Origin of the sequence: Pantoea sp. SM3640, from assembly GCF_015654165.1 — a bacterium.
Lineage (GTDB): Bacteria > Pseudomonadota > Gammaproteobacteria > Enterobacterales > Enterobacteriaceae > Pantoea > Pantoea vagans.
In genome coordinates this window covers 2,196,954-2,221,810 of sequence record NZ_CP064872.1, presented here as the reverse complement: position 1 = coordinate 2,221,810, position 24,857 = coordinate 2,196,954, and the positions used below count along the sequence as shown (strand labels likewise).

At 56.6% G+C, this 24,857-nt stretch carries 24 protein-coding genes; 23 read left to right on the top strand and 1 reads right to left on the bottom strand.

The genetic code is table 11. The annotated features are described in order from the left end of the window. Window positions 1-6: 6 nt before the first annotated feature. The 4 genes from tagF (at window position 7) to tssC (ending at window position 3,865) form a co-directional block, all read left to right on the top strand. Window positions 7-723, top strand: a complete 717-nt coding sequence (tagF, locus tag IV493_RS10305) for a type VI secretion system-associated protein TagF (RefSeq protein WP_013357572.1) — start codon at window positions 7-9, stop codon at window positions 721-723. A gap of 16 nt (window positions 724-739) precedes the next feature. Next, the gene (gene tssA / locus IV493_RS10300) at window positions 740-1,756 is read left to right on the top strand and encodes a type VI secretion system protein TssA (protein ID WP_195858172.1); all 1,017 of its coding nucleotides are present in this window, start codon (window positions 740-742) and stop codon (window positions 1,754-1,756) included. Between the two features lie 79 nt (window positions 1,757-1,835). Further along, window positions 1,836-2,369 (top strand): type VI secretion system contractile sheath small subunit, encoded by a 534-nt coding sequence (gene tssB / locus IV493_RS10295; protein WP_013357574.1) that lies wholly within the window; start codon window positions 1,836-1,838, stop codon window positions 2,367-2,369. Then, the gene (tssC, locus tag IV493_RS10290; RefSeq protein WP_013357575.1) at window positions 2,366-3,865 is read left to right on the top strand and encodes a type VI secretion system contractile sheath large subunit; all 1,500 of its coding nucleotides are present in this window, start codon (window positions 2,366-2,368) and stop codon (window positions 3,863-3,865) included. Before tssB ends, tssC begins: the two co-directional genes overlap by 4 nt. A gap of 114 nt (window positions 3,866-3,979) precedes the next feature. Here the strand turns inward: tssC and IV493_RS10285 are convergent, their stop codons facing one another. Further along, window positions 3,980-4,213, bottom strand: coding sequence for a hypothetical protein (locus IV493_RS10285; RefSeq protein WP_033782822.1), 234 nt, complete (start codon window positions 4,211-4,213; stop codon window positions 3,980-3,982). Window positions 4,214-4,541: 328 nt separating this feature from the next. Between IV493_RS10285 and IV493_RS10280 the strand changes: the two genes are divergently transcribed. From IV493_RS10280 to IV493_RS10190, 19 genes are all read left to right on the top strand, one after another. Further along, complete coding sequence (locus tag IV493_RS10280) at window positions 4,542-5,024, top strand: type VI secretion system tube protein Hcp (RefSeq protein WP_013357577.1); 483 nt, start codon at window positions 4,542-4,544, stop codon at window positions 5,022-5,024. A gap of 104 nt (window positions 5,025-5,128) precedes the next feature. Further along, the gene (locus IV493_RS10275) at window positions 5,129-6,121 is read left to right on the top strand and encodes a hypothetical protein (RefSeq protein WP_195857094.1); all 993 of its coding nucleotides are present in this window, start codon (window positions 5,129-5,131) and stop codon (window positions 6,119-6,121) included. Next, window positions 6,118-6,531 carry a hypothetical protein gene (locus IV493_RS10270; RefSeq protein WP_041456803.1) on the top strand — a complete coding sequence of 138 codons (414 nt, stop codon included), beginning with the start codon at window positions 6,118-6,120 and terminating at the stop codon, window positions 6,529-6,531. Before IV493_RS10275 ends, IV493_RS10270 begins: the two co-directional genes overlap by 4 nt. Window positions 6,532-6,685: 154 nt before the next feature. Then, window positions 6,686-7,051, top strand: a complete 366-nt coding sequence (locus IV493_RS10265) for a T6SS amidase immunity protein Tai4 family protein (protein WP_195857093.1) — start codon at window positions 6,686-6,688, stop codon at window positions 7,049-7,051. 19 nt (window positions 7,052-7,070) lie between these two features. After that, window positions 7,071-7,463, top strand: coding sequence for a lysozyme inhibitor LprI family protein (locus tag IV493_RS10260; protein ID WP_041456806.1), 393 nt, complete (start codon window positions 7,071-7,073; stop codon window positions 7,461-7,463). A 297-nt stretch (window positions 7,464-7,760) separates the two neighbouring features. Next, window positions 7,761-9,620: a type VI secretion system-associated FHA domain protein TagH gene (gene tagH, locus IV493_RS10255; RefSeq protein ID WP_195857092.1), complete on the top strand. Its 1,860-nt coding sequence runs from the start codon at window positions 7,761-7,763 to the stop codon at window positions 9,618-9,620. After that, a complete protein-coding gene (locus tag IV493_RS10250) occupies window positions 9,617-10,408 on the top strand; it encodes a PP2C family serine/threonine-protein phosphatase (protein WP_013357582.1) in 792 nt (263 codons plus the stop codon). Before tagH ends, IV493_RS10250 begins: the two co-directional genes overlap by 4 nt. A 10-nt stretch (window positions 10,409-10,418) precedes the next feature. Then, window positions 10,419-11,396, top strand: a complete 978-nt coding sequence (locus tag IV493_RS10245) for a hypothetical protein (protein WP_195857091.1) — start codon at window positions 10,419-10,421, stop codon at window positions 11,394-11,396. Between the two features lie 16 nt (window positions 11,397-11,412). Then, complete coding sequence (locus IV493_RS10240; RefSeq protein WP_195857090.1) at window positions 11,413-12,240, top strand: type VI secretion system accessory protein TagJ; 828 nt, start codon at window positions 11,413-11,415, stop codon at window positions 12,238-12,240. After that, complete coding sequence (gene tssE / locus IV493_RS10235) at window positions 12,230-12,805, top strand: type VI secretion system baseplate subunit TssE (protein ID WP_061062261.1); 576 nt, start codon at window positions 12,230-12,232, stop codon at window positions 12,803-12,805. The genes IV493_RS10240 and tssE overlap by 11 nt, the downstream gene beginning before the upstream one ends. 2 nt (window positions 12,806-12,807) lie before the next feature. Further along, the gene (gene tssF / locus IV493_RS10230) at window positions 12,808-14,679 is read left to right on the top strand and encodes a type VI secretion system baseplate subunit TssF (protein ID WP_110331763.1); all 1,872 of its coding nucleotides are present in this window, start codon (window positions 12,808-12,810) and stop codon (window positions 14,677-14,679) included. Then, window positions 14,676-15,722 (top strand): type VI secretion system baseplate subunit TssG, encoded by a 1,047-nt coding sequence (tssG, locus tag IV493_RS10225; protein WP_195857089.1) that lies wholly within the window; start codon window positions 14,676-14,678, stop codon window positions 15,720-15,722. Before tssF ends, tssG begins: the two co-directional genes overlap by 4 nt. Before the next feature lie 54 nt (window positions 15,723-15,776). After that, window positions 15,777-18,386 (top strand): type VI secretion system ATPase TssH, encoded by a 2,610-nt coding sequence (gene tssH / locus IV493_RS10220; protein ID WP_147788298.1) that lies wholly within the window; start codon window positions 15,777-15,779, stop codon window positions 18,384-18,386. 27 nt (window positions 18,387-18,413) lie between these two features. Next, window positions 18,414-19,916: a serine/threonine-protein kinase gene (locus IV493_RS10215; protein ID WP_195857088.1), complete on the top strand. Its 1,503-nt coding sequence runs from the start codon at window positions 18,414-18,416 to the stop codon at window positions 19,914-19,916. Window positions 19,917-19,932: 16 nt separating this feature from the next. Continuing rightward, on the top strand, window positions 19,933-22,650 hold the full coding sequence (gene tssI / locus IV493_RS10210; RefSeq protein WP_195857087.1) for a type VI secretion system tip protein TssI/VgrG: 2,718 nt from the start codon (window positions 19,933-19,935) through the stop codon (window positions 22,648-22,650). Window positions 22,651-22,663: 13 nt separating this feature from the next. Further along, window positions 22,664-23,224, top strand: coding sequence for a hypothetical protein (locus tag IV493_RS10205; protein ID WP_195857086.1), 561 nt, complete (start codon window positions 22,664-22,666; stop codon window positions 23,222-23,224). A gap of 258 nt (window positions 23,225-23,482) precedes the next feature. After that, window positions 23,483-23,917 (top strand): hypothetical protein, encoded by a 435-nt coding sequence (locus tag IV493_RS10200; protein WP_195857085.1) that lies wholly within the window; start codon window positions 23,483-23,485, stop codon window positions 23,915-23,917. Between the two features lie 77 nt (window positions 23,918-23,994). Further along, window positions 23,995-24,357, top strand: coding sequence for a hypothetical protein (locus IV493_RS10195; protein ID WP_195857084.1), 363 nt, complete (start codon window positions 23,995-23,997; stop codon window positions 24,355-24,357). A gap of 58 nt (window positions 24,358-24,415) precedes the next feature. Then, window positions 24,416-24,856 carry a DcrB-related protein gene (locus tag IV493_RS10190; RefSeq protein ID WP_033782841.1) on the top strand — a complete coding sequence of 147 codons (441 nt, stop codon included), beginning with the start codon at window positions 24,416-24,418 and terminating at the stop codon, window positions 24,854-24,856. The last annotated feature ends 1 nt before the right edge of the window (window position 24,857 follow it).

Here is a 24,857-nt window from a genome sequence, read left to right as displayed (position 1 = left end):
CCGACAATGACTCATTACGCTGCACCCTGCTGGTACGGCAAATTGCCCAGCGCGGGTGACTTTGTGAAGCGCCGCTTTCCTGATGTCCTCTATCGCCAATGGTCCAGCTGGTTTCAGGTGGGCCTGCATCACTGGCAGAGCAGTCAGGAGGGGGATAACGCGCCGTCGCGCCCGTTCCTCAACGCGCCGGTCTGGAATTTTGTGGTGCCGCCGATGCTGGGCAGTCAGCTGATCCAGATGGGCTGCCTGATTGCGGCACGGGACAGTGTGGGACGTAACTACCCGCTTTGCGCGCTGCGTCACTTCACCCCCGCCGAGTGGTCGCCAGCGCTGCTGGCACGCTCCGGCGAGTGGTATCAGCAGGTGGGCAATACGCTGCTGCGGGTGGTGCAGGGCGGCGGATCGCCGGAGCAGTTGGATCAGGCGCTGATCAGCATTCCGCAGCCGCAACCGCCGCAGGAGACGGGTGAGCCGTCAGATATCCTCAACGTTATCGGGCATGGCGACACGCCTTCAACGCTGAACTGGACGCTGCCGGGTGAGAACTTCGATCCGCAGTTCTACACCAGTTTCTGGTGGACCAATCAAAGCGACGGGTTTCCGCTTTATACCCAGGTCCACAGCGGTAACTTCACCGCCCAGCTTTTTTCATTGCTGTTTGATCCGGCCGGTGGGGCAAAGCCGGGACGAAACGGACTTTATCCCCCGATGTTTGAATCCTGAGGCAACACCCATGACGATGAATACAGAGGCTTTGCTGGCTCCGGTCAGTGATGACAATCCCGGTGGCGATAACCTGGAGTACGACGCCGATTTTCAGGCGATGGATCAGGCCAGTGCCGGTAAAGCCGAACAGCAGTTCGGCAACACCATCATTCCGGCAGAACCCGCCGACTGGAACAAAGTTGAGAAGCTGGCGATAGCGCTGCTGGCCCGCAGTAAAGATTTACGCGTGATGCTGGCGCTGACCCATGCCTGGACGGAGCTGAAAGGACTGCCAGGCTATGCCCAGGGCCTGAAGCTGATTGAACAGGCGCTGCTGCTCTACTGGGAGCCGCTTTGGCCCCGGCTTGAAGAGTACGGCGAGCAGGACCCGTTCTACCGCATCAATGCCCTGGCGCTGCTGGGTGACAAGACGGAACTCAGTGGTGCGGTGCGTCAGTGCTGGCTGCTGCGCTATCCGTCCGACGGTATCACGCTGCGTGATGCAGCCGCCCTGTGCGACGGCAGCAAAACCGAGGTGGCAGACTATCCCGGCGGCCTGCCGCGTCTGATCGATGAACTGGCACGCGGCGACCAGCCCGGCATTGAGGCGGTGCTGCAGATTCATGAGCGGCTGCAGACCATCTGCGAAACCGTGGCCGAACGGCTGGGCGACGCGGCGGTGCCTGAACTGGCCCTGCTGCGCCGACAGATTGCGCTGATCGCCGAACGCTGCCAGGCCACCGATATCAGCCAGCTGATACCCACCGCAGCGGCGGAACAACCCGCAGAAGCGGCGGCCCCGGCGGCGGTCGCAACGGCGCCGCGCGCGGCCGCGGACTGGCGCACGGTACAGATCAGTTCCCGCGCCGATGCCCAGCTGATGCTGGAGAAAGTGAAGCTCTACTTCACCCAGCATGAGCCGAGCCACCCGGCTCCGCTGATGATCGACCGGGTACAGCGCTTAATCGAGCGCGACTTCCTGGAGATCATCCGCGAGCTGGCACCCGATGGCGTGCATCAGCTGGAAACCATTTTCGGACGTCGCGACTAAGCAGGCGTGACCCACTCACACAGCGGGACCTGCGCGCCTGCTGTGACACATTATCCGCGCATCATTGATGGAGAAAACCATGGCAACAAGCAAATCCAGTGGGCAGAAGTTCATTGCCCGCAATCGCGCGCCTCGCGTTCAGATTGAATATGACGTGGAAATTTATGGCGCGGAACGCAAAATCCAGCTGCCGTTTGTGATGGGCGTGCTGGCGGATCTGGTGGGTAAACCGCTGGAGCCGCAGCCGGGCATCGACGACCGCAAATTCCTTGAGATCGACATCGACAACTTCGATGAGCGCATGAAAGCGCTGAAGCCACGCGCCGCGTTCCAGGTAGACAACACCCTGAACGGCGAAGGCAAGCTCAACATCGATCTCACTTTCGACAGCATGGATGACTTTTCGCCGGATGCCGTGGCCCGCAACGTCGAGCCGCTGAGCAAGCTGCTGGAAGCGCGTACCCAGCTGGCAAACCTGCTGACCTATATGGACGGCAAAAACGGTGCGGAAGAGCTGATTGGTAAAGTGCTGCAGGACCCAACGCTGCTGCAGGCTCTGACCCATCTGCCTAAGCAGGATGAGGCCACTGAAGGTAAGGAGCCGCAGGCATGACGCAGACTTCACAACAACCCCAGTCGCAGGGCGCGGCAAGTTTCAGCCAGGATGAGTTCAGCGCGCTGCTGAACAAAGAGTTCCGGCCGAAAAGCGATCAGGCACGTGCCGCGGTCGAGAGCGCGGTAAAAACTCTGGCGCAGCAGGCGCTGGAGAACACCGTCACCGTTTCCAGCGACGCCTATCGCACCATTCAGGCGCTGATCGCGGAGATCGACGAAAAGCTGTCGCAGCAGGTTAACCAGATTATTCACCATCCGGAGTTCCAGTCGCTGGAAAGCGCCTGGCGCGGCCTGAGCTATCTGGTTAACAACACCGAAACGGACGAGATGTTGAAAATCCGTTTTATGAGCATCTCCAAGCAGGAACTGGGTCGTACGCTTAAGCGCTATAAAGGTGCTGGCTGGGACCAAAGCCCGCTGTTCAAGAAGATCTATGAGCAGGAGTATGGTCAGTTCGGCGGCGAGCCGTTTGGCTGTCTGGTGGGCGACTACTACTTCGACCATAGCCCGCAGGATGTTGAGCTGCTGGGTGAGATGGCTCGCATCGGTTCGGCGGCACACTGTCCGTTTATCACCGGCACCGCGCCGGAAGTGATGCAGATGGAGTCCTGGCAGGAGCTGGCAAATCCGCGCGATCTGACCAAAATCTTCCAGAACACCGAATATGCTGCCTGGCGCAGCCTGCGTGAGTCGGAAGATGCACGTTATCTGGGCCTGGTGATGCCGCGTTTCCTGGCGCGTCTGCCATATGGCATTCGTACCAACCCGGTCGACAGCTTCGATTTTGAAGAGCAGACCGACGGTTCCGATCACGGCAACTACACCTGGAGCAATGCGGCGTATGCGATGGCCGCCAACATCAACCGCTCCTTTAAGGAGTATGGCTGGTGTACCGCAATCCGCGGCGTAGAATCGGGCGGGGCGGTTGAGAACCTGCCGTGCCACACCTTCCCGAGCGACGACGGCGGCGTGGACATGAAGTGTCCGACCGAAATCGCCATCAGCGATCGCCGCGAAGCCGAACTGGCGAAAAACGGCTTTATGCCGCTGGTGCATCGCAAAAACTCTGACTTCGCCGCCTTTATTGGCGCGCAGTCACTGCAGAAGCCGACGGAATATCACGACGCCGATGCCACCGCCAATGCCCGTCTGGCCGCGCGTCTGCCTTATCTGTTCGCCTGCTGCCGCTTTGCGCATTACCTGAAGTGCATCGTGCGTGACAAGATCGGCTCCTTCCGCGAGCGCGATGAGATGGAACGCTGGCTGAACGATTGGGTGATGAACTACGTCGATGGCGATCCGGCTAACTCCTCGCAGGAGACCAAGTCTCGTAAGCCGCTGGCCGCTGCCGAGGTGAATGTGGAAGAGCAGGAGGATAATCCAGGCTATTACGCCGCGAAGTTCTTCCTGCGTCCGCACTACCAGCTGGAAGGCCTGACCGTTTCGCTGCGTCTGGTCTCTAAGCTGCCGTCACTGAAGAATGATAATGCTTAAGGGCTGAAAATGGGCGTGGTGCCGGAATCTGAAACTGCATCGCGCCTCTCCCTGTTGTAACGGCTTTAACCCATTTATTCGCCTGAACGTGTCTGAGCAGAGTGGTGTGCAATGCTATACCCGGTCTTTATCAGACTGAGTGTGTTTGCGTATTCTTTTCACAAGAATAAAAATCACAACTAAGCAAACTGTGGTAAAAAGCGTTTTACCGGCAATAAAGCCGAGTGAAGAGAGAGTGAAATTTTCATAGCGAGAGATAAGGTATATAGACTCGATAATATCGACGATCGCATAAAGTGAAAGTAGTGAAAATATTACGGCCAGAAAAATTGAGAGGGTTTTTTTCATGCTCCTTCCTTTTTTGAGCTATTGAAACTTTCCGCTAATGTAAACTTTTCGTCAGGTTGCTGTCTATTGAATGATGACCTGCAATCTTAGACAAATCGAAGGTCATCGGTTTTGCATATTAAGTTCCGCTATAAATAAGCGTTAACTAAAAGTATTTGTCCGATTTAAAAACGGGCAGCAAGAAGTCTGAAATATCGTTAAGCACGATATTTCAGAAGCAAGGCAAAGGTAAAATATGGACTGTTTTATTCAGCCCCATGCTTTTCTTTTTGCCATATCCTTGCTTTTTTTGAAAGCAATAATCTCAACCAATAAAGAGTGAAAGATAATGGCTATTGATATGTTTATGAAGGTTGACGGTGTTACTGGCGAGTCGAAAGACTCAAATCACACTGGCTGGACTGATATTACCTCTTTCTCATGGGGTGCTTCTCAGCCAGGCAACATGTCTGTGGGCGGCGGCGGCGGTGCGGGTAAAGTTAACTTCAACGACCTGCACGTGAATGCACTGATCGACAAATCCACCACTGCGCTGCTGAAGAACTGCGCAAGCGGTAAGCATCTCACTAAAGTTGAACTCTCTATCTGTAAAGCGGGCGGTTCACAGGTTGAGTATGCGCGCATCACTCTGGAAGACGTTCTGGTGACTGCGGTGAATTACAATGGCTCCGACAACGGCGATACCCTGGGAATGACCTACTCCTTCCAGGCATCCAAAGTGAAGCAGCAGTACTGGGAGCAGAGCTCTTCCGGCGGCAAAGGCGCAGAGAGCAGCGCCGGCTGGGACATTAAAGGCAACAAAGAAGCGTAATAAAATACGCCTCCGAAAAGGGGGCGTATATTCATTGAAATTCAATGGATTAGAGGTTGTGGTAATTATACGTTTCGAACATTTAATTGCAAAAGGAGGTTGTTATGGCTGAGAAAAATTCAATTGAGCCGGGATTTTGTGTTGTTCAGCGTCCAGGAAGACTGACTGAGCAGGCAATGTGGCTTTATGGCACGCGTAATATGTCTGCCGCGAACTATTTTTTGCAATTAAATGCTGATGTTGCATGGGCTAAACCCGGCCAGATTTTAATCGTTGCCGATCCGAATGGTAATAATCACCCGGCAGCCATGTGCACGCTGGAAGAGGCTAAATCCAGAACCAATAATAGTGTCACTCATCTGACCGTTGATGAGGCTGATTTCTTTAACCGCCATTATGCTTCCATTGCTGCTATTACCAATTTTGTGGATAAAGCATCAGGTATCATCGGCGATGCGGGAGAGCGTTATTTCAATGAAATTGGCAAGAAACTTGTCGCTATTGAGAATGCCTACCGTAACCAATATCTGACGTCAGGAACATTGTTCGGGCAGCAGTTTTTTATCGAGCGGAAACGCCTGTTTGGTGAACTTGAAGTATTACTGAATCGTTTATCCCGATTTATGTTGAATTTGCGCCCCTATGAAAAGATTAAGCATGCTTTAAACCTTTCCAGTTCCTCTATTATCCATGACTGGCAAACTGCTGGCACAGGAGTAATACGCGGTTATTCGACCTATGTAGATAGTGCAGCCAAAGCAGCGAAATTTATGAAAATGGGTGGGCTGGTATCCATAGGGTTCGGTGCTGCAAATACTTCTAACGACGTTTATCAGGCTTGTACTGTAGACCGGCAGAGTGAATGTGTTAAAGTTGCCGTAACTAAGTATGCTCAATTTGCCAGTAGCACCGCTGCAAGTATCTATGGTGGTACGTTAGGCTCGGCTTTGGGGCCGGGAGTTTGTCTTGCTGTAGGGGTGGGAACTGGTCCCGTAGGCTATCTGACCTGTAGTCTCGTCGGGGCAGCTGTAGGGGGCTATATTTCTGGTGAAATTGCCAGCTGGTTTACGGGATTAACAATGGATAAAATTTTATGACCTGGCCTTGCATTTTGATCTCTGTTTCAGTGATTTCATTTTTGATTTCCATTGTTTTGCAGGTTATTGGCTACATAATATTCAGAAAAAACGTTCACAACTATGAATCATTAATTAGCGAGTTTCGTAAAAGAAGATTGGATCTTGATTTCAGCACTCAGGTTAGCTCATTTTTCAGTCCATCGTTCCATCCTGTAAAAATTTCCTGGTTTGCACGCTTATATAAAGGTGTAAAACTTCAGCGCAGAGGTAACGAAAGCGTTAGCCAGGAAACTTATGATTTTATTCAATCGTTACCTGAAAAAGAAATAGGCTGGCTAATTCGCCTTCATACCTTAAATATGGTGACTGCAGTAATGATGATTGGCGGAGGTTTAGGTTTTATTATCTGGCGTCATTTTTATAACTAGTATGTGCTTAACAATGATCATGGAGATGGCTGCATCGATATCCGAGTGAATGTGACACCCTGAAAAAAGCAACATCTGTTCTGATACTTGTCACTTCCTGAATGCGCAGATTATGGCAGTGTGTCCCTGATGCTGCCTCCCTGTGGATACTGAAATGAAAAAATTACTGATGTTACTGGCTCTGACGCTATCTCCTGCAGTGCTGGCGATAACGCCTCCGGCGCCAGACGCCTTTAGGCAACCGCAGATTTTCAGCAACTGGCTTCTGAATCGTTGTGCAGGTAAAGCTTCGACTGACAAGGCCTTCACCGATGATGCCTTTAAAAGCGCGTCAGCCTGGTTAGAGGTAAGCCATCTCCCTGTTGAAGCCTTCAGTGATGGCGATAAATTGATTAATGCGTATCTGAAGATGAACCTGGCCGGATCGGTATCAGGTAACTTCAATATGATGAAATGCACGTTGCTTTCGCAAAGCCAGGATGCAAAAGTGCTTTACGAAAAATATAAAAATAAAAGTTAACATCAATGGTGAGTTTCTGATGAAATGTTATTATTTACTGTTATGTGTTTTAGCTTCTTATGTTTCCTCCGTCCAGGCGATGAGTGATTGTTCGAACGGGAATAATACTCAGGAAGTTAACGAATGTGCAGAAAAAAATAAAACAGAGTCAGAGCTGAATTTAAATAAAGAGTATAAAGCGGCGAAAATCCGAATCGAGCACCTTTATAAAGGCCATGATCAGGAGTCCAGCCAGTACCGAAGCGCCTTCGTTGATACTCAGCGCAACTGGCTTAAATACCGTGATAGCCAGTGCAGGCTGGAAGCTTATGCCGCTGATGAGGGCAGCGATGCTTATGTGAGCGTCATGAATTTCTGTATTGACCGTCTCGATAAGGAACGCACTGCAATTCTGAAGCAACTGCCTTATTGATTACCCAGAAAGACTTATGTCTGTTTAAAATTCAAAAAAAGTCACTCTTATTCGTCTCTGCTACGCTGTCTTTTCGGGTTCGGAATTATGCTGCGCGCTTCTTTAATTAAGAATTAATTCCCATCGCAGTGGATTTAATTTATTAACCAGTGAATCTGTCAATTTAAGTAACGTATCCGGCATCACTAATTTAAATAAACCCCAACCCCACAATAAACTCTCCGCTCCCTATACCCCGCGCCTTTCCCCGAGAGGTGCGCGGTATAGATGCCGAACCGCTAACCGCAGGAATCCGTTATGCGCTTTACGATAATAACGACTAAACCCGGCCAACAGCCGCCGCAAACTCATTGTGATTTCTTTCCGCCCGGCGGCACCATTGGTCGCGGCGTGGATAACAATCTGGTGCTGCCGGATGACGACCGAACGCTCTCCCGGCTGCAGGCCATTGTGCACATCACCGCGAACGGTGAATGTCGTCTGACTAACCGTGGCAATGTGACGCGCGTGCTGCTCAACGATATTCCGCTGGAACGCGGTCGTCAGGTTGAGCTGCAGGATGGGGACATTCTGGGCATCGATGATTATCAGCTGCTGGTCAGCGATCTCAATAGTGCGCAGCAGCCGCAGGCTGAAAGGGCGGTTCCGCGTCCGGAGCCGGTCCAGCCCGCCGCGACTCCTCGTGAACCGGTAGCCGAAAAAGCCAGTACCACCGCCGCTATCCCCAGCGAAATCTGGGACAGCCTGGCGAAAGAGTTCTCGATTTCCGACGATCTCTCTAAACGCAAAGCCGCGCCAGAGATGCCGGATGCCCATCCGCTGACCGCGCCCGCCATGCCAGATCGGAATCCGGAAGATCCACTGGCACAGCTAATCAATGATGCGCCGCTGGATTATGGTCAGCAGCCCAAAAACAGCAGCCTGTTTGATGACGGTGATGCGCTCTTTGCGCAGCAGAGTATTTTTGACGACCGTACGCCGAGCACGCTGGCGGCTCAGCCGCACACTACGCCAAAGCAGGCTGAGGCGCCTACTGCGGAACTGGATCCACTGAGCCTGTTCGACGGCGAGAGCAGTGCGGATGTGCGCAACCATGATGATCCATTAGGACTGATGATGGGGAACGCGGTGCCGCTGGCGCAGCCGGAGCCAGCGAAACCGGCGGCGCTGCATGTGCCGCCTCAGCCAGAGACAAAGCCTGAGCCGGTTGCCCCACGCTCACCTGAGCAGGCTTCCGTCAGCCTGAACGAAATGGATCACTCTCCACTATTTAGCGGCATCGACTTACCCGTTGATGACCAGCCTCATAGTGAAGCCCCGCGCCCGACGCTGCTGGCGGATGAGGCGGAATCCGGTCAGACAGACGCGGTCAATCCGCAAAACGACTACGGCGGCATTACGCTGCCGACACCCCAGGCGGTGCAGCGTGCTCCTTCACCGACGCCGAAAGGGCGGCTGCGCATTGATCCGGTTGCCTCGGGTCATCAGCATGCCGCCGCCGTGCAGCCCTCCACATCCAGCCAGAGCAGCGGCGATGCGCTGAAAGGCGAACTGCTGGACGCGCTGCTGGAAGGCATGGGTCTGCGCGATCTGCAGCCGACGCCGCAGTTTGACCGCGAGCAGATGCTGCAGTTTGGTCAGATGCTCAGCATGTTCTCGCAGGGCACGGTCGCGCTGCTGTCATCGCGCTCGATCCTTAAGCGCGGCGTTAAGGCTGACATGACGGTGATCCTCGACGACGCCAACAACCCGTTCAAGCTGCTGCCATCGGGCAAAACTGTCCTGATGCAGATGTTTGGCAGCCGGATGCCGGGCTTTATGCCACCACGTCAGGCGGTGCGGGATGCGCTGATTGATTTGCAGGCGCACCAGCTGGGCATGATCGCCGGTATCCGCGCCATCATCGCCTCGATGCTGCAATCCTTTAACCCGGAGCAGCTGGAGGAAGAGGCACGTCAGGCGGGATCGGTTTCCCGTATCGGCCTGCCGGGCAGCCGTAAAGCGGCGCTGTGGGAGCATTTTGTTGAGCGCTACGGCGAGACAGCGGGCGAGATCGAAGACGATTTCCACACCCTGTTTGGCGAAGCGTTTCTGCACGCCTATGACCTGGAAGTTAATCAGTACAAAGACTCACAAACCCACACGGATGACGCATGAATATCACTATTGCCTCGACGTCGAATCAGGGCGATCGCGCCAGTAATCAGGATCAGATCGGTGATGTCATCGGTAAGCGCTCCGCCTGCTTTGTGGTGTGCGACGGTGTGGCCGGGTTTCCCGGCGGTGACAGGGCGGCCGCCATCGCCCGCAGCAGCCTGCTGGAAGCGTTCGATGGGGATGCGCACCTCAATGCGCAGTCGATTCGCAACTACGTTAATCACGCGAATCACGCTATCCGGCAGCAGCAGAAAGCCAGCAGCGAGCACAGCCGGATGGGCACCACGCTGGTCAGCCTGTTCATCGACCGCGACTACCACCTTGCCTGCTGGGCGCATGCCGGTGACAGCCGCCTTTATCTGTTCCGCCGCGGCTATCTCTATCTGGTCACCACCGACCACAGCCTGGTGCAGCAGATGAAAGATGCCGGACATCGCACCGAAGGTATCAACAGCAACCTGCTCTATTTTGCGCTGGGAATGGGTGATGAGCAGCGCGACGCCAGCTACAGCGACGTGGTCGGGATTGAGGATGGCGATGCCTTTCTGCTCTGCACCGATGGTTTCTGGCACGGCGTGACGCTGGAGCAGATGCAGCAGTCACTGCACATGGTGAATACGCCGGAAGAGTGGCTGACGCTGATGCAGCAAATCATCAAAAACGATCAGTCAGATCAGGGGCAGCAGGATAATTTCAGCGCACTGGCCGTCTGGATTGGATCGCCCCAGGACACCACTTTGCTGCACTCGCTCTCTGAAGCGGCGCAGTTCTTCCCTCTGCGAGATTGAGAACGCCAACATGAAATATGGATTACTGGGTCTGGCTGCGCTGCTGCTCAGCACGCACGCTTATGCTGAAAACTATCGCATCGTTCAGTCCCCGGCACAGAAACTGGATGTCTGGATTGATGACGTCAAAAACAATCAGCTGTCGAGCTGGTGTAACAGCACCATTAACCTGCGCATCGTCACCCTGGGTGAGAAAAACGCGTCGGTGCTGAAAGAGTTTCTGCCACGGGTGGCTGGCCTGATGGCGTCGCAGTGTAAATCGCTGCAGCAGCTGCACTGGCAGCTGACCGATACAGAGGGCAGTGAAATCGCTACCGGCAGCGCCGCCCGGGCGCAGCAGTGGAAAACCGTGGTGACGCCGCCCGCGCCGCCTGCACAACAACAACTAGCCACGGCTGCCGTGCCCGCGGACCCATTGGTCAATGCCGCCCAGGCGGATACCTCGCCATGGCTGCAGTTCAGCCTGCTCGACGGCTGCCATTTCCGCACCTGGTGGCAGCATCCGGCGCAGGGCAGCGCGCTGTTTGTGCCGGCTAAGCAGGGGCTGGTCTGCGGTTCCGATGGCTGGCTCAGCGGACACAGTCGTCTGACGCAGCAGGGTAACGGCGCACCGGCAGCCGTCGGCGTGACCTTCCTGCAGGGCTTCCCGGTGATGGGGCTGAACAGTCAGTCGCCCACCGCCGAACTGCACATCACCACGGTTAACAGCGAGCGCATGGTGCTGAGTAACGAAAAATCCCCGGACAGCTGGCTGGTTCTGCCGTTCAGTAACCGCTTTAACGGCTGGCAGGCGGCCCGTCAGGTGGTGGTGCTGATGCCCGCCAGTGAAGCCGCTGATGAGAGTGCTTTGCAGGCACGTCTGCAGGAAGTCCGTAAAGTCTGGTCACCGTGGGTCAGCGGCAATACCACGCTGAGCGTACAGCTGGTGGAAAAACTGCACCCTGAACTGAAAGATCCCGCCGCTGCGGTTTATCGCACCCTTAACTGACGCAAAAGGAGTTTGCATGGAATCCTTACAACATCATCTTGCGAACGCCACGCTCAGCGAGACGCTGGCTGACGTTACCCGCCAGATTCAGGCCAATCCGGCGAACGCCGACCTGCGGGCTGCCTTTGTGCAGCTGCTCTGCCTGGCGGGCAACTGGACGCGTGCGCAGACGCAGCTGCAATCCTGGCTGGCGTTAAGCCCGCAGGCGCAACCAACGGTTAATCTGTTGGAGCAGGCGATTGCCGGTGAGCGGCAGCGTGATGCCGTGCTGCGTGGCGAGGCACAACCCGTGCTGCCGGGCAGCGCGTGGCACTGGTGCGACACACTGCTGGCCGCATTACAGGCCGAAACCGCGGGTGATGTCGCGCGCGGCAGCGCACTGCGTGCCGACGCGCTGGAGCTTGCTGCCGCCAATCCCGGCACCGCGACCGGGCAGGATCAGCCGACCGCCTTCAGCTGGCTGATGGATGGCGACAGCCGTTTCGGGCCGGTGTGTGAAGTGATCAATCAGGGCCGTTATTACTGGATCCCGTTCGCCGCCATTCGTGAGATGCAGTTCCAGGCACCCGCCAGCGTCACCGATCTGGTGTGGCGTCATACTCGGGTGCAACTGGTGGATGGCAGCGAACAGGTGTGTCAGATCCCGGCGCGCTATCCGCTGCTGGCGGGTGCGGACGAGCGTTTTCTGCGCGCCAGCGTCACCGAATGGCAGCCGCTGGGCAACGATCCGGACCAGTTTATCGGCCAGGGACAAAAAATGTGGCTCAGCGACAGCGCGGAGTTCTCGCTGCTGAGCCTGCAGCAGGTCGCGTTCGATAACGTTGAGTCCGCCAATGAGCCATGATTCAGGCGCGCACAACGACGGCTATGCCCAGCTGCATGGCGGCTTTCGTGCGCGCAAAAAGCGCGATGCGCTGACCGCCCGCGACAAACTGCAATCCTCGCTGCTGGACCGCCTGACCGACAACGCGCCGGACAGGCAGCAGGAGCCGGAGAACAGCATGCTGATCAGCCACAGTACGCTGCGCCGCCACGTGCTGCGCGATCTGCAGTGGCTGTTTAACACCATCAACAACGAAGCGCAGCAGGATCTGGACGGTTTCGATCAGGTGCAGCGCTCGGTCTGGAACTTCGGCGTAGCGCCGCTGGCCGGACAGAACGTCTCCGATATCGAATGGCAGGATATGCAGCGCAAAATGACCAACGCCATTCTGCACTTCGAGCCGCGTATTCTGCCGCAGGGTCTGCAGGTGCGCTGCGTCAGCGATCTCGGCTCGCTTAGTCTGCACAACGTACTGTCGATTGAGATCAAAGGGCGGCTCTGGTGCGTGCCTTATCCGCTGGCGTTTCTGTTCCGCACTCAGGTTGATCTGGAGAGCGGCCATTTCGAACTTCAGGATGCAGGGTAATCATGGACAGCAATCTGCTCGACTATTACAACCGTGAACTGGCTTACCTGCGCGAGATGGGGGCGGAGTTCGCGACGCGTTACCCGAAAGTGGCGGGACGTCTTGGCATGCATGGCATCGACGTGGCGGACCCCTATGTCGAGCGGCTGATGGAGGGATTCGCCTTCCTGACGTCGCGCGTGCAGCTGAAGATGGATGCGGAGTTTCCGCGCTTCTCGCAGCGCCTGCTGGAGATGATTGCACCATCCTATCTCTCGCCAACACCATCAATGGCGATCGCGCAGCTGACGCCGGACAGCCGCAAGGGTGACATCACCCAGGGCTTTCGCGTGCCGCGCGGCACCATGATGGAGAGCCAGAACCTGAAAAAAACCGGGGTGACCTGCAGCTACACCACCGCGCACGATGTGGTGCTGCATCCGCTGCGCATCAGCGAAGTCACTCTCGGCGGCGTGCCCGGCGATCTGCCCTCGGGCGAACTGAAACTGGGTGGCCTGGGCGCGGCCAGTGCGCTGCGCATCCGCATCAGCTGCGAGGGGATCTCCTCATTGAGTCAGCTCAGTGTGGATGACCTGATGCTGTTCCTCAGCGGCCCCGATATCCAGGCGCTGAAGCTGCTTGAGCTGCTGATGCAGCACCGGGTCGGCATCGTCCTGCAGTCCGCAGAGCAGCGGCCGCAGCGTCAGGTGCTGACGGATGAAGCCCTGCAGCAGGAGGGCTTTGCACCGGAGCAGGCGCTGCTGCCGGACGATCTGCGCAACTTCGACGGCTATCGCCTGTTGCAGGAGTATTTTGCGTTTCCGGCGCGCTTCCAGTTTATCAGCCTGAGTCAGCTCGGCCCGTTCCTGCGTCGCTGCGACAACGCTACGGCGTTCGACATCATTATCCTGCTCGACAAAGCGGACAGCGCGCTGGAAAGCGTGGTCGATCACAGCCATCTGGCGCTGCACTGCACGCCGGTCATCAATCTGTTCCCGAAAACCGCCGAGCGCCTGAAGGTCAGCGACAGCCAGCATGAATATCATCTGGTGGTGGATAACATCCGGCCGCTGGATTATGAGGTGCATTCGGTGCAGCGGCTGTTCGCCACCGTAGAAGGCCAGCGGGAAGAGCAGGTTTTCCGTCCTTTCTGGAGCACCTTCAGCGGTGACCAGGGTGATTACGGTGCTTACTTCTCGCTGCGCCGCGAACAGCGCACCTTGTCAGAACAGGCTCAGCGCTATGGCACCCGCACCGGGTACATCGGTTCCGAAGTCTTTCTCTCGCTGGTGGATGAGCATCACGCGCCGTGGCGTGATGACGTGCGCTATCTCTCCGCCGAGGTGATGTGTACCAGCCGCGATCTGCCGCTGATGCTGCAGCAGGATCAGGGCAACTTTGTGATGCCGGACTCCATTCCGGTGTCGGAGCTGAAGCTGTGCAAAGGGCCGACGCCACCGCGTCCGGCGCTGGCCGAAGGCCTTTCTGCGTGGCGGCTGATCAGCCATCTGCAGATGAACTACCTCAGCCTGATGGACAGCAGCGACGGGGAAGGTGCTGCGGCGCTGCGCCAGCTGCTGAGCCTCTACGCCAACCTGGCGGAAGCGCCGGTTGCCCGCCAGATTGACGGCATCCGCCACTGTACGCTCAGCGCGGTCAACCGCCGCGTGCCGGAACCGGGGCCGGTAGTGTTTGCGCGCGGCGTCAGCATCACGCTGGAGGTGGATGAGCAGGCGTTTTCGGGTGCCAGTCCGTGGCTGTTCGGCAGCGTGCTGGAGCGGGTCTGTGGCCGCCTCGTAGCGCTCAACAGCTTCACGGAGTTCACCCTGAACAGCCAGCAGCGCGGCGAAGTGGGCTACTGGCCACCGCGCATGGGCCGGAAGGCGCTGATATGAGTGGCGAAAAAGTCATTACGCTGCCGCGGCTGACCCGACTGCCGGATGATTTCTGGCAAAAAGTGATGGCCGCGCCGTGGCGCTACGATCTGTTCCAGCTGCTGCGGCGGCTGGATGCGCAGGGCGGTCAGCGTTATCCGCTGGGCCGTGCGCCGCTGCCGAAGTTCGAATCGGTGCGCATCGGTCAGACGCCGTCACTGGCATTTGCGCCTGCCACCGTCTCCAGTGCCACGCCACGTGAAGAGTCCGGACGTCATGAGCTGTCGATCTACAGCTTTGGCCTGTTTGGCCCCAACGGGCCGCTGCCGACCCATCTGACTGAATATGTGCATGAACGCATCGTGCATCATCAGGATCACAGCCTGTCGGCGTTTGCTGACCTGTTCCATCACCGCGCCACGCTGCTGTTTTATCGCGCCTGGGCGGATGCGCAGCCGACCGTATCGCTGGATCGCCCCGACGACAGCCGCTTTCTGAACTATCTCGCCTGCCTGGCGGGCATCGGTTTACCGGCCCAGCAGCAGGCCAGTTCGCTGAGTCTTCATGCCCGCCTGATGCTGGTGGGTCATCTCAGCCGTCACGGTCACGATGCCGAAGGGCTGGTGCGCATCCTGCGCCACTACTTTGGCGTGCCGGTCCGGCTGACGCAGAACCTGCCGCACTGGCTGACGCTGGATAGCCGCGATCAGGCCCGGCTGGGCGCGGGACGCCACATGCCCCGTCTGGGTGCCTCTGCGTTTCTCGGGGTGGCGGTGCGCGATGTGCAGCACCGTTTCCGTCTCCATCTGGGACCGCTCAGTGCCGCGCAGTATGCCCGTTTTCTGCCGGATGCCCCCGGCGCGCAGGAAGTGCGCGACTGGGTACGCCATTATCTCGGTATCGAAATGCAGTGGGATCTCAGCCTGATCCTGGCCGCTGACGAAGTGCAGGGTGTGGCGCTGGGCGGCAGTGCCCGACTCGGTTATACCAGCTGGCTGGGGCAGATGCCGCAGCCGCAGGATCGAGAAGATTTTATGTTTGAGGTTGAGGCAGCTTCGCGCTAGCCCAGCCGCTTTCCCTGTTACACAGCCTGCGTCTTTCATTGAAGAGAGCCCCCTATGTCAGAAATCAGCCGTGCCGTGCTATTCGGCAAACTGGATACGCTGTTATTTACCTCGCTGGAAAGCGCCACCGCCTTTTGCAAACTGCGCGGCAATCCCTATGTTGAACTGGTGCACTGGCTGCATCAGCTGATGCAGCAGCAGGATGGCGACTTACAGCAGGTCATCACACATTTTTCACTGGATGAAAAGGCCCTGACTCAGGACATCGTTGCTGCGCTGGATCGTCTGCCGCGCGGTGCCAGTGCGGTCTCCGACCTCTCTGAGCATATCGACAGCGCCGTCGAGCGGGCATGGGTCTACGCCTCGCTTAAATATGGCGCGACCCGCATTCGCGGCGGCCATCTGCTGATCGGCATGCTGAAAACCTTCAACCTGGCCAGCGTACTGAAAGGCATCTCCGGCCAGTTCAGCCGGGTTAATGCCGATGCGCTGCTGGCAGAATTCGACACGCTGCTCAGCAGCAGCAAAGAAGCGCAGCAGGCGCTGATCGCACCGGCGGATGCCGCTGGCGCACCGCCTGCGGCCAGCGGCAGCACGCTGGAGCAGTACGGGCAGGACCTGACTGCGCGCGCACGTGACGGCCGCATCGATCCGGTGACCGGCCGTGACGATGAGATCCGCCAGATGGTGGATATTCTGATGCGTCGTCGTCAGAACAACCCGCTGCTGACCGGCGAAGCAGGTGTCGGCAAAACCGCGGTGGTCGAAGGTCTCGCGCTGCGTATCGCGGCGGGCGATGTCCCTGCGCCGCTGCGCGATGTGCAGCTCTGGCTGCTGGATATCGGCCTGCTGCAGGCGGGTGCCGGGATGAAAGGGGAGTTCGAAGCACGGCTGCAGGCGCTGATCAATGAGGTGCAGTCCAGCCCGACGCCGATTGTGCTATTTGTGGATGAGATCCACACCCTGGTTGGCGCGGGCGGTCAGCAGGGCACCGGCGATGCCGCCAACCTGCTGAAACCGGCGCTGGCGCGCGGCCAGCTGCGCACCATCGGCGCGACTACCTGGGCCGAATATAAAAAGTACATCGAGAAAGACCCGGCGCTGACCCGTCGCTTCCAGACCGTGCAGGTGCAGGAGCCGGATGAAGCCAAAGCGATTCTGATGCTGCGCAGCACCGTCAGCGCGCTGGAGAAACACCACCGGGTGCTGCTGCTGGATGATGCGGTCAGTGCGGCGGTGAAACTGTCGCATCGCTACATTCCGGCGCGTCAGTTGCCGGACAAAGCGGTGGCGCTGCTGGATACCGCCTGCGCCCGCGTGGCGGTCAGTCAGGGCGCACAGCCTGCGGCGCTGGAGGATTGCCTGCACCGTCTGGCCGCGCTGGAGATTGAAGCGGAGATCATTGAACGCGAAATTAAGGTCGGCCTCGGTGACGTCACCCGCCAGCAGGCGATTGCCGCAGAGCGCACTGCCCTGGAAGCTGAACGCGATGCGCTGCAACAGCGCTGGCTGCAGGAGCGCGAACTGGTCGAGACCCTGATTGCGCTGCGTGCCCGCTGTGTTACCGAAGAGGATGCGGCGCTGCGTGAACAGCGTGATGCAACGCAGCAGCAACTCACTGCGCTGCAGGGCGACACGCCGCTACTGTTTGCCGCCGTCGATGCGGGCGTGGTAGCGGCCGTGGTGTCGGACTGGACCGGTATTCCGCTGGGCCGGATGGTGAAGAATGAGATCGACGCCGTCCTGAATCTGGCTGACACCCTGAACCAGCGCGTCATCGGTCAGCGTCACGGTCTGGAGCTGATCGCGAAGCGGGTTCGCACCACACGCGCGCGCCTGGACAACCCTAACAAACCCGCAGGCGTCTTTATGCTGTGCGGTCCGTCCGGTGTAGGGAAAACCGAGACCGCACTGGCGCTGGCCGAGTCACTGTATGGCGGTGAGCAGAATATCATTACCATCAACATGAGCGAGTTTCAGGAAGCGCACACCGTCTCGACGCTGAAAGGCGCACCGCCGGGCTACGTCGGTTACGGCGAGGGCGGCGTGCTGACCGAAGCCGTTCGCCGTCGTCCCTATAGCGTGGTGCTGCTGGATGAGATTGAGAAAGCCCATCCGGATGTGCATGAGCTGTTCTTCCAGGTGTTCGACAAAGGCTGGATGGAGGATGGTGAAGGCCGCCACATCGATTTCCGCAACACCATCATTATTCTGACCTCGAACGTCGGCACGCAGTTGATCAGCGCGATGTGCGCCGATCCTGAACTGATGCCGGATCCCGATGCCCTGAGTACCGCACTGCGTAAGCCGCTGCTGGAGGTATTCCCGCCTGCGCTGCTGGGCCGTCTGCTGGTGGTGCCCTATTACCCGCTCAGCGATGACATGCTGGCGGAGATCGTGCGGCTGCAGCTGGCGCGCATCGTGCGTCGTCTGGCCGACAACCACGGCATTGAGGCGCAGATCGACGAGTCGGTGGTCAGCCAGATCGTGCAGCGCTGCACCGAGGTGGAGTCCGGCGGTCGCATGGTCGATGCCATCCTCACCAACACGCTGTTGCCGCAGATGAGCCAGATACTGCTGAGTGCCCACGCCCGCGATGAACGCTATCGCCGCGTTGAGGTGCGTTGTGAGCAGGGCGAATTTGTCTGCCAGTTCGCTGTTTAAAGCCTAGTCATCAGAGAGTTTTCGAATATGTCGGAACATGATCAACCCCTGAATGTCCCCAACGCCCTGCCGCTGGGTTACCGCTTCAATGAGTTTGAAATCAAAGAGGTCATCGGCGGTGGCGGCTTTGGCATCGTCTATCGCGCCTGGGATCACCAGCTTGAGCGTGATATCGCCATCAAAGAGTTCATGCCTGCCTCACTGGCAGTGCGCAGCGATGACCTGAATCTGGTACTGCGCAGCGAGCGCTTCAGCAAAACCTTTCACGCCGGACTGAACAGCTTCATTCAGGAGGCGCGGCTGCTGGCGCGCTTCAACCATCCGAACCTGCTGCACGTGCTGCGTTTCTGGGTGCAGAACGACACCGCCTACATGGGCACGGTGTTCTACAGCGGCACCACGCTCTCGAACTTCCGCGAACGTAATCCGCATTCGGTGAATGAGGCCTGGATCCGTCGCATGCTGCCGCCGCTGCTGGGGGCGATTAAAACCATCCATGAAGCGGGCTATCTGCATCGCGATATCTCGCTGGATAACATCCAGATCCAGAGCAGCGGCGAGCCGATTCTGCTGGACTTCGGGTCGGCGCGTAAAACCATCGGCAACCTGTCGGATGAGAGCGAGACCATGCTGCGCCCCGGCTATGCGCCGATTGAGCAGTACAGCGACAACGACGAGAGTGAGCAGGGCGCGTGGACCGATATTTACGCGCTGGGCGCGGTGCTGCACACGCTGATTACCGGTGCGCCGCCGCCGGTCAGCGTGGTGCGCAGCATCGAAGATAACTACCAGCCGCTGGTGCAGCGTCGTCTGGCGGGCTACTCCACCGCGCTGCTCAGCGCCGTCGATCACGCGCTGGCGCTGAAACCGGAAGACCGTCCGCAGAGTATTGATGATTTTGCGGTGCTGATGGCGCTGCCGGAGCGCGAGCCTGAACCGCTGCTCAGCGCAAAAATGAGCGGGCCGGGCACCATGCTGGTGCCGATTGAAGAAGAAGAGGTCGTCACACCCGCCTCGCCGCTGAAAACGCTGCTGGGGCATCGCTTTGCACTACCGGGTCTGGTGGCCGCAGGCGTGCTGGTCGGCCTGTGCGCCGGTCTGCTGATGTCGCGTGGTGAGGACCAGACGGCACCGGCTGAGACCGCGCAAAACAGCGCGCCTGCCGCCACCGTCGCGCCGGTTAATCAGCCGGTGGCTGCGCCACCGACGCAGGCTGAGACCCCACCGGATACCGTTGCCAGCGCCCCGGCTCAGACTGCTGAGCCTGCGCAGACCGCCGCACGTGAACCCGATCCTCAACCGGCACCGCCACCCGTGCCGGTCGCCCAGGTCTATATCCGTCTGCAGCAGGGTGAACGCGTTCAGGTCAACGGTCAGCCGCAGGCGCTGGTCCCTGCGGTGAATGGCTTCGCCACGCTGCAGCTGGCACCGGGTAACTACACCTTTGCCATCAGTGGCCAGAGTGGCACCCGCCAGCAGATGCTGACCATCAGCGAAGAAGGCGTCTGGTTGCTCGATCCACACAGTTAATAGTCAGGGATTACTTATGTTCTCACGCATTACTGCACAGCTGCCGGCGGACGGCCTGCTGTTCCATACGCTCACGGGCAGCGAGACGCTGTCCCGTCCGTTTGTGCTCACTGCCGAACTGCTGGCCACCGACGCGCGCATCGACCGCCATGCCCTGCTGGGCAAGCCGGTTACCTTTTCGCTGCCGACCGATGGCCTGATGAGCGCGCTGAGTCCGCGCTACCTCAACGGCAAAATCACCCGGATAGCGGTGCGCAGCCAGGAGCTGAGCGGCACGCGCTACGCGGTCTACCAGCTGACGGTGGAGCCGGACCTGTGGCCGATGCGGCGCGACCGCAACCTGCGCATCTTCCAGAGCCAGACGGTGCCGCAGATTGTGCAGACGCTGCTGAAGGAGTACGCGGTTAACGTGGAGACGCGCCTGGCGGGCAACTACCGGGTGTGGGAGTACTGCGTGCAGTATCAGGAGAGCAGCCTGGACTTTATCAGCCGCCTGATGGAGCTGGAGGGGATTTACTACTTCTTCCGCCACGAGGCGGACAAACATACGCTGGTGCTGTGCGACGCGCCGGACCAGCATCAGGCGTTTCCGGGCTATGAGACCATTGCTTATCACGTCACCCCGTCGGGCGGCGTGGTCACGGAAGAGGGCATCAGCCAGTGGTCGCTGGCGGAGAGCGTGACGCCGGGCATCTACAGCACCGACGACTACGATTTCCGCAAGCCCAACGCGTGGATGCTGCAGGCCCGCCAGAACCCGGCGTCGCCGGTGCCGGGCTCGGTGGACGTCTACGACTGGCCGGGTCACTTTGTCGACCACAGCCACGGCGAGTCCTACGCGCGCATCCGTCAGGAGGTGTGGCAGGCCGAGCACCACAGCGTCAGCGGGTCGGGCACGGCCACCGGCATCGCCCCGGGATTTACCTTCTCCATCATCAACGCGCCGCACTTCAGCGACAACGGCGAGTATCTGGTGACCTCGGCGACCTATGACTTTGCCGAGAACAGTTACGCCAGCGGCGACACCGGCGACAGCCGTCACAACATCAGCTTCACGGTGCTGCCGTCGTCGGTGACGTACCGCACGCCGCCGGAGACGCCGTGGCCGAAAACGCACGGCCCGCAGACCGCGAAGGTGGTCGGGCCGAAAGGCGAATCGATCTGGACCGACCGCTACGGCCGGGTGAAGGTGAAGTTTCACTGGGACCGGCTGGCGAAGGGCGACGACACCAGCTCCTGCTGGGTGCGCGTCTCCAGCGCATGGGCGGGTCAGGGGTTCGGCGGGGTGCAGATCCCACGTGTTAACGATGAAGTGGTGGTGGACTTTATCAACGGCGATCCGGACCGTCCGCTGATTATCGGCCGCGTGTATAACGAGGCGAGCATGCCGCCGTGGGCGCTGCCGGCAGCGGCGACGCAGATGGGCTTTCTGAGCCGGTCGAAGGATGGCACGGCGGACACCGCGAACGCGCTGAGGTTTGAGGATAAGGCGGGTGAGGAACACCTGTGGATTCAGGCGCAGAAGAACATGGATACGCATGTTAAAAATGACGCCAGCCATTCAGTTGCCAACAATCACAGCCATTACGCGGGCGGCAATGAGCTCTACCGTGTCGAAACTAACCGCGTCCACGGAGTGAAAGGGGGTGAAGAGCGGCTGACCGGTAAGGGCAAACTCGATGCGGTGGTTGATACTTACGTCGTTGGGTCGGGCACTAAGCTTCGCCTTGAATGCGGAGAGAGCGCTATCGAGCTTAATGCGAATGGCCAGATTAATATTGTGGGTAAAGGCTTCAATATTTTCGTGCAGGGCGACGGTCATATCACCACCTCTGGCGGCAAACTGAACCTGAACACAGATGGTGCGAAGCCAGGCACCAGCGCACCGGGATCCAGTCATAAACAGAACATCAGCCAGGCGGTAGAGAACCTGTTCCCGCCGAAGCAGAAAGGACAGGCCGCGCCCGCTGCGCCAAAAGCTGCGACGGCACCGGCGAAAGGGGTGGCTGGGCCGTTAGCCAATTCTGCCTCTGGCGATAAGAAGAGCACATATGACTACTCGGTAGATGAGATGGTCAAAAAACAAAAAGGCCTTAAAGCCACGCCAGTGAAATGGGATAAAACTAAGAAAGGTTTCGTAGATGCTACCGAGGACGATATCAAAAAATATGTCGATCCTGCCAACCACATGGAAGGCAAAGACAAATATCAGTTTGTAGATCTTTCCTCCTCATCCGGGATCAGCAAAGAGGATATGAGCACTTTCCTTAAGGATAAGGGCACACTCTCCGGTCAGGAACAGACTTATCTGGATGCGGCTAAAAAATATAACGTCAATGAAGCTTATCTGGCCGCCCATTCCGCGCTGGAGACGGGAAATGGCACCAGCGAGTTAGCCAAAGGCGTCATGGTCAATGGAACCAAAGTTTATAATATGTACGGCATAGGCGCGTTGGATGGCAATGCGGTGAAAACTGGCGCTAACTACGCTTATAAACAGGGCTGGACAACACCCGCTAAGGCCATTGATGGTGGGGCTAAGTGGATATCTGATAAGTTTGTTGGCTCTGGTCAGAATACTTTGTATAAAATGCGCTGGAATCCGGCCTCGCCGGGTACACATCAGTATGCGACAGATGTTAACTGGGCTACTGCTCAGACAACCAGCATGAAGAAAATGTTCGACAGTTTTCCGAATGCGAATCTTTCTTATGACATACCTGAGTTTAAATAAGGGACTGATAAAAATGATTTTTTCTATGAGAAAGGCAGTGTTGTTGTTTGCGCTGCTGTTCCCTGCCGTTCAGGTAAATCTGGCTACTGCGGCTGCAAGCCTTACGGCCCCTGCAGCCTTAACAGCCGCTGACTTTAGCGTGAAAATCAATAATCATCCTTTTACATTAGGTGATAAATGGAGCGATGAAACTCAGAAGCAGGTGGGCGCGCAGATTAGTGAAAACTTTGTTGGCGATGTGCCTGCCGGTGACATCAGCTATAAGTACTACCAGCACAAATATGATGGTTTTGAAATCTACACTGCAAACCTGTTCTGGCAAAAAGAGCAGCGTGATATCGACAGCTATCTTATTGCACAGATCACCATCAACACGCCTGCGATCAAAACAGCAAGAGGCGTAGGACCTGGCGATAGCCAGGATGTGCTGGTCAGTAAATATGGTCAGGGCACAGTGGATGACAGTGATAATCAACACTGGTTATATTATGACGCTGATAACAAACGCATCTCATTTCAGCTAGAGCATAAAAAAATCAGTCATATTATGATGACGATTAATACGGATGATTGAACAAAATCCTGCGTGATACGTCACGCAGGATTTTATTAATTTTTCAATATTAATCCCTGATGTAGAGAATGAAAATACGCCATCAGATTTAATTGCTTGCTCCGGAGGATTGTGAGTCAGTAAAAATAAATACCATGCTCACTTAAGACCAGATTGGATGTATACAGCAGCATGTCATCTGGCGAGTTGGATGATTATTTAAAAGAACAGATCGGTTAATGTGATAAAAGAGTGCTAATTAATTTATCAGGTAAGGCTATGAAGTTATTTATTAACATGATGCTCTTGGTGATATTTATAGTTTACCCGGCAGTCGTCGCGACAGCTTCAGGAGAAAAGGTTTCTTTTTCTCAGTATAATAGCTTAGGCAACGTTTCGAAGATTTTTCAGGACCAGGGAGTTGTCTCCAGTTTAAAATCTGTTTTAGGTAATGAGTATAATAATTTCAGCCAGAACTTTGATGTTTTTGGCGAGCCCCGTAAAACAGAGGGTGGCGGTATATTCGTTGAGGGCTGGTTAGACGATCTCTATCTTGTGCAAGCATCCGTATTCGTTATACAACCTGATGGCAAAGTCTATGCTGCATGGAAGTTGCCTGAAGACAACAAAATTCATTATATCACTAACGCTCCTGAAGGTAATAAAATTCAGGAAGATATTGCACTCTGGTCTAAGCGATTTGATAATAAATAGTCTGCTATTCAGCATATAGACTTTAATCGTTAATCGCGTGGTATTGATATCTTCTTCAAATTTCATAGCAGGTTAAAATGATTAGGATTTTATGCATTTCAGTGGTTTTATTTCCATTAATGACATCTGCCAATGATTTTTGTCAAAAGACAGCGAGTAACGCCAACGCAAAAGGCGTACGTTTCGATAATACAGATAATGTCTACAGGGTTGCCGGGTCAGGACGGCTGCAATTTTATTCTGCACCTGATGGCCAGTGTGTAGAGAAAAACGTTTTTGTGGTGCCTGGCGATAAATTATATGCTTACGTAGAATATGGAAAATATTACAGCGTAATGTATGTGGCTAATGACGGAAATCAGGCCAATGGCTGGGTCGAAAAATTCAGATTAGTTGAAACACACGCAGGTATCGCACCCGATTATAATGCGAATAAATAGTTAGTCCTTCTGCTCTTAGTATCACCCCATTTTCACTTCCCCCATATGGATATCTATTATGAATTACCAATTCAATGAGGGCGCCTTTGCGCTTTTTCCTGCTGCCTGGCAGGACACCACCATGAATATTCTCCGCGACGAAGCCAGTGGCCTGGCTTTGGTTGTAAGCCGTGGTGTTATTTCTGAGGGCAGTGATGCGGAAAAAGAATTCCAGCGTCAGTGGGACACGTTGCGGAGTCAGATGGGTCACATCCAGCAGAGTGAGTTTGTACGCGTGATGGCTGGTGTGGATAACACCCTACACGCAATTGAAGTTGAAACTATGTTTGACCGTAACGGGCAGGCCGTGTGGCAGAAACAGCTGGCTACGCAGGTGCCGGACTCGAACACCTTAATGATTTTTACGCTCTCCGCGATGCGTCCATTCAATGAAGAAGACGGACAGCGCTGGAGTGCTTTTAAACAAAGCCTGACTCTGAACACGCCACGGAAAGCATAAC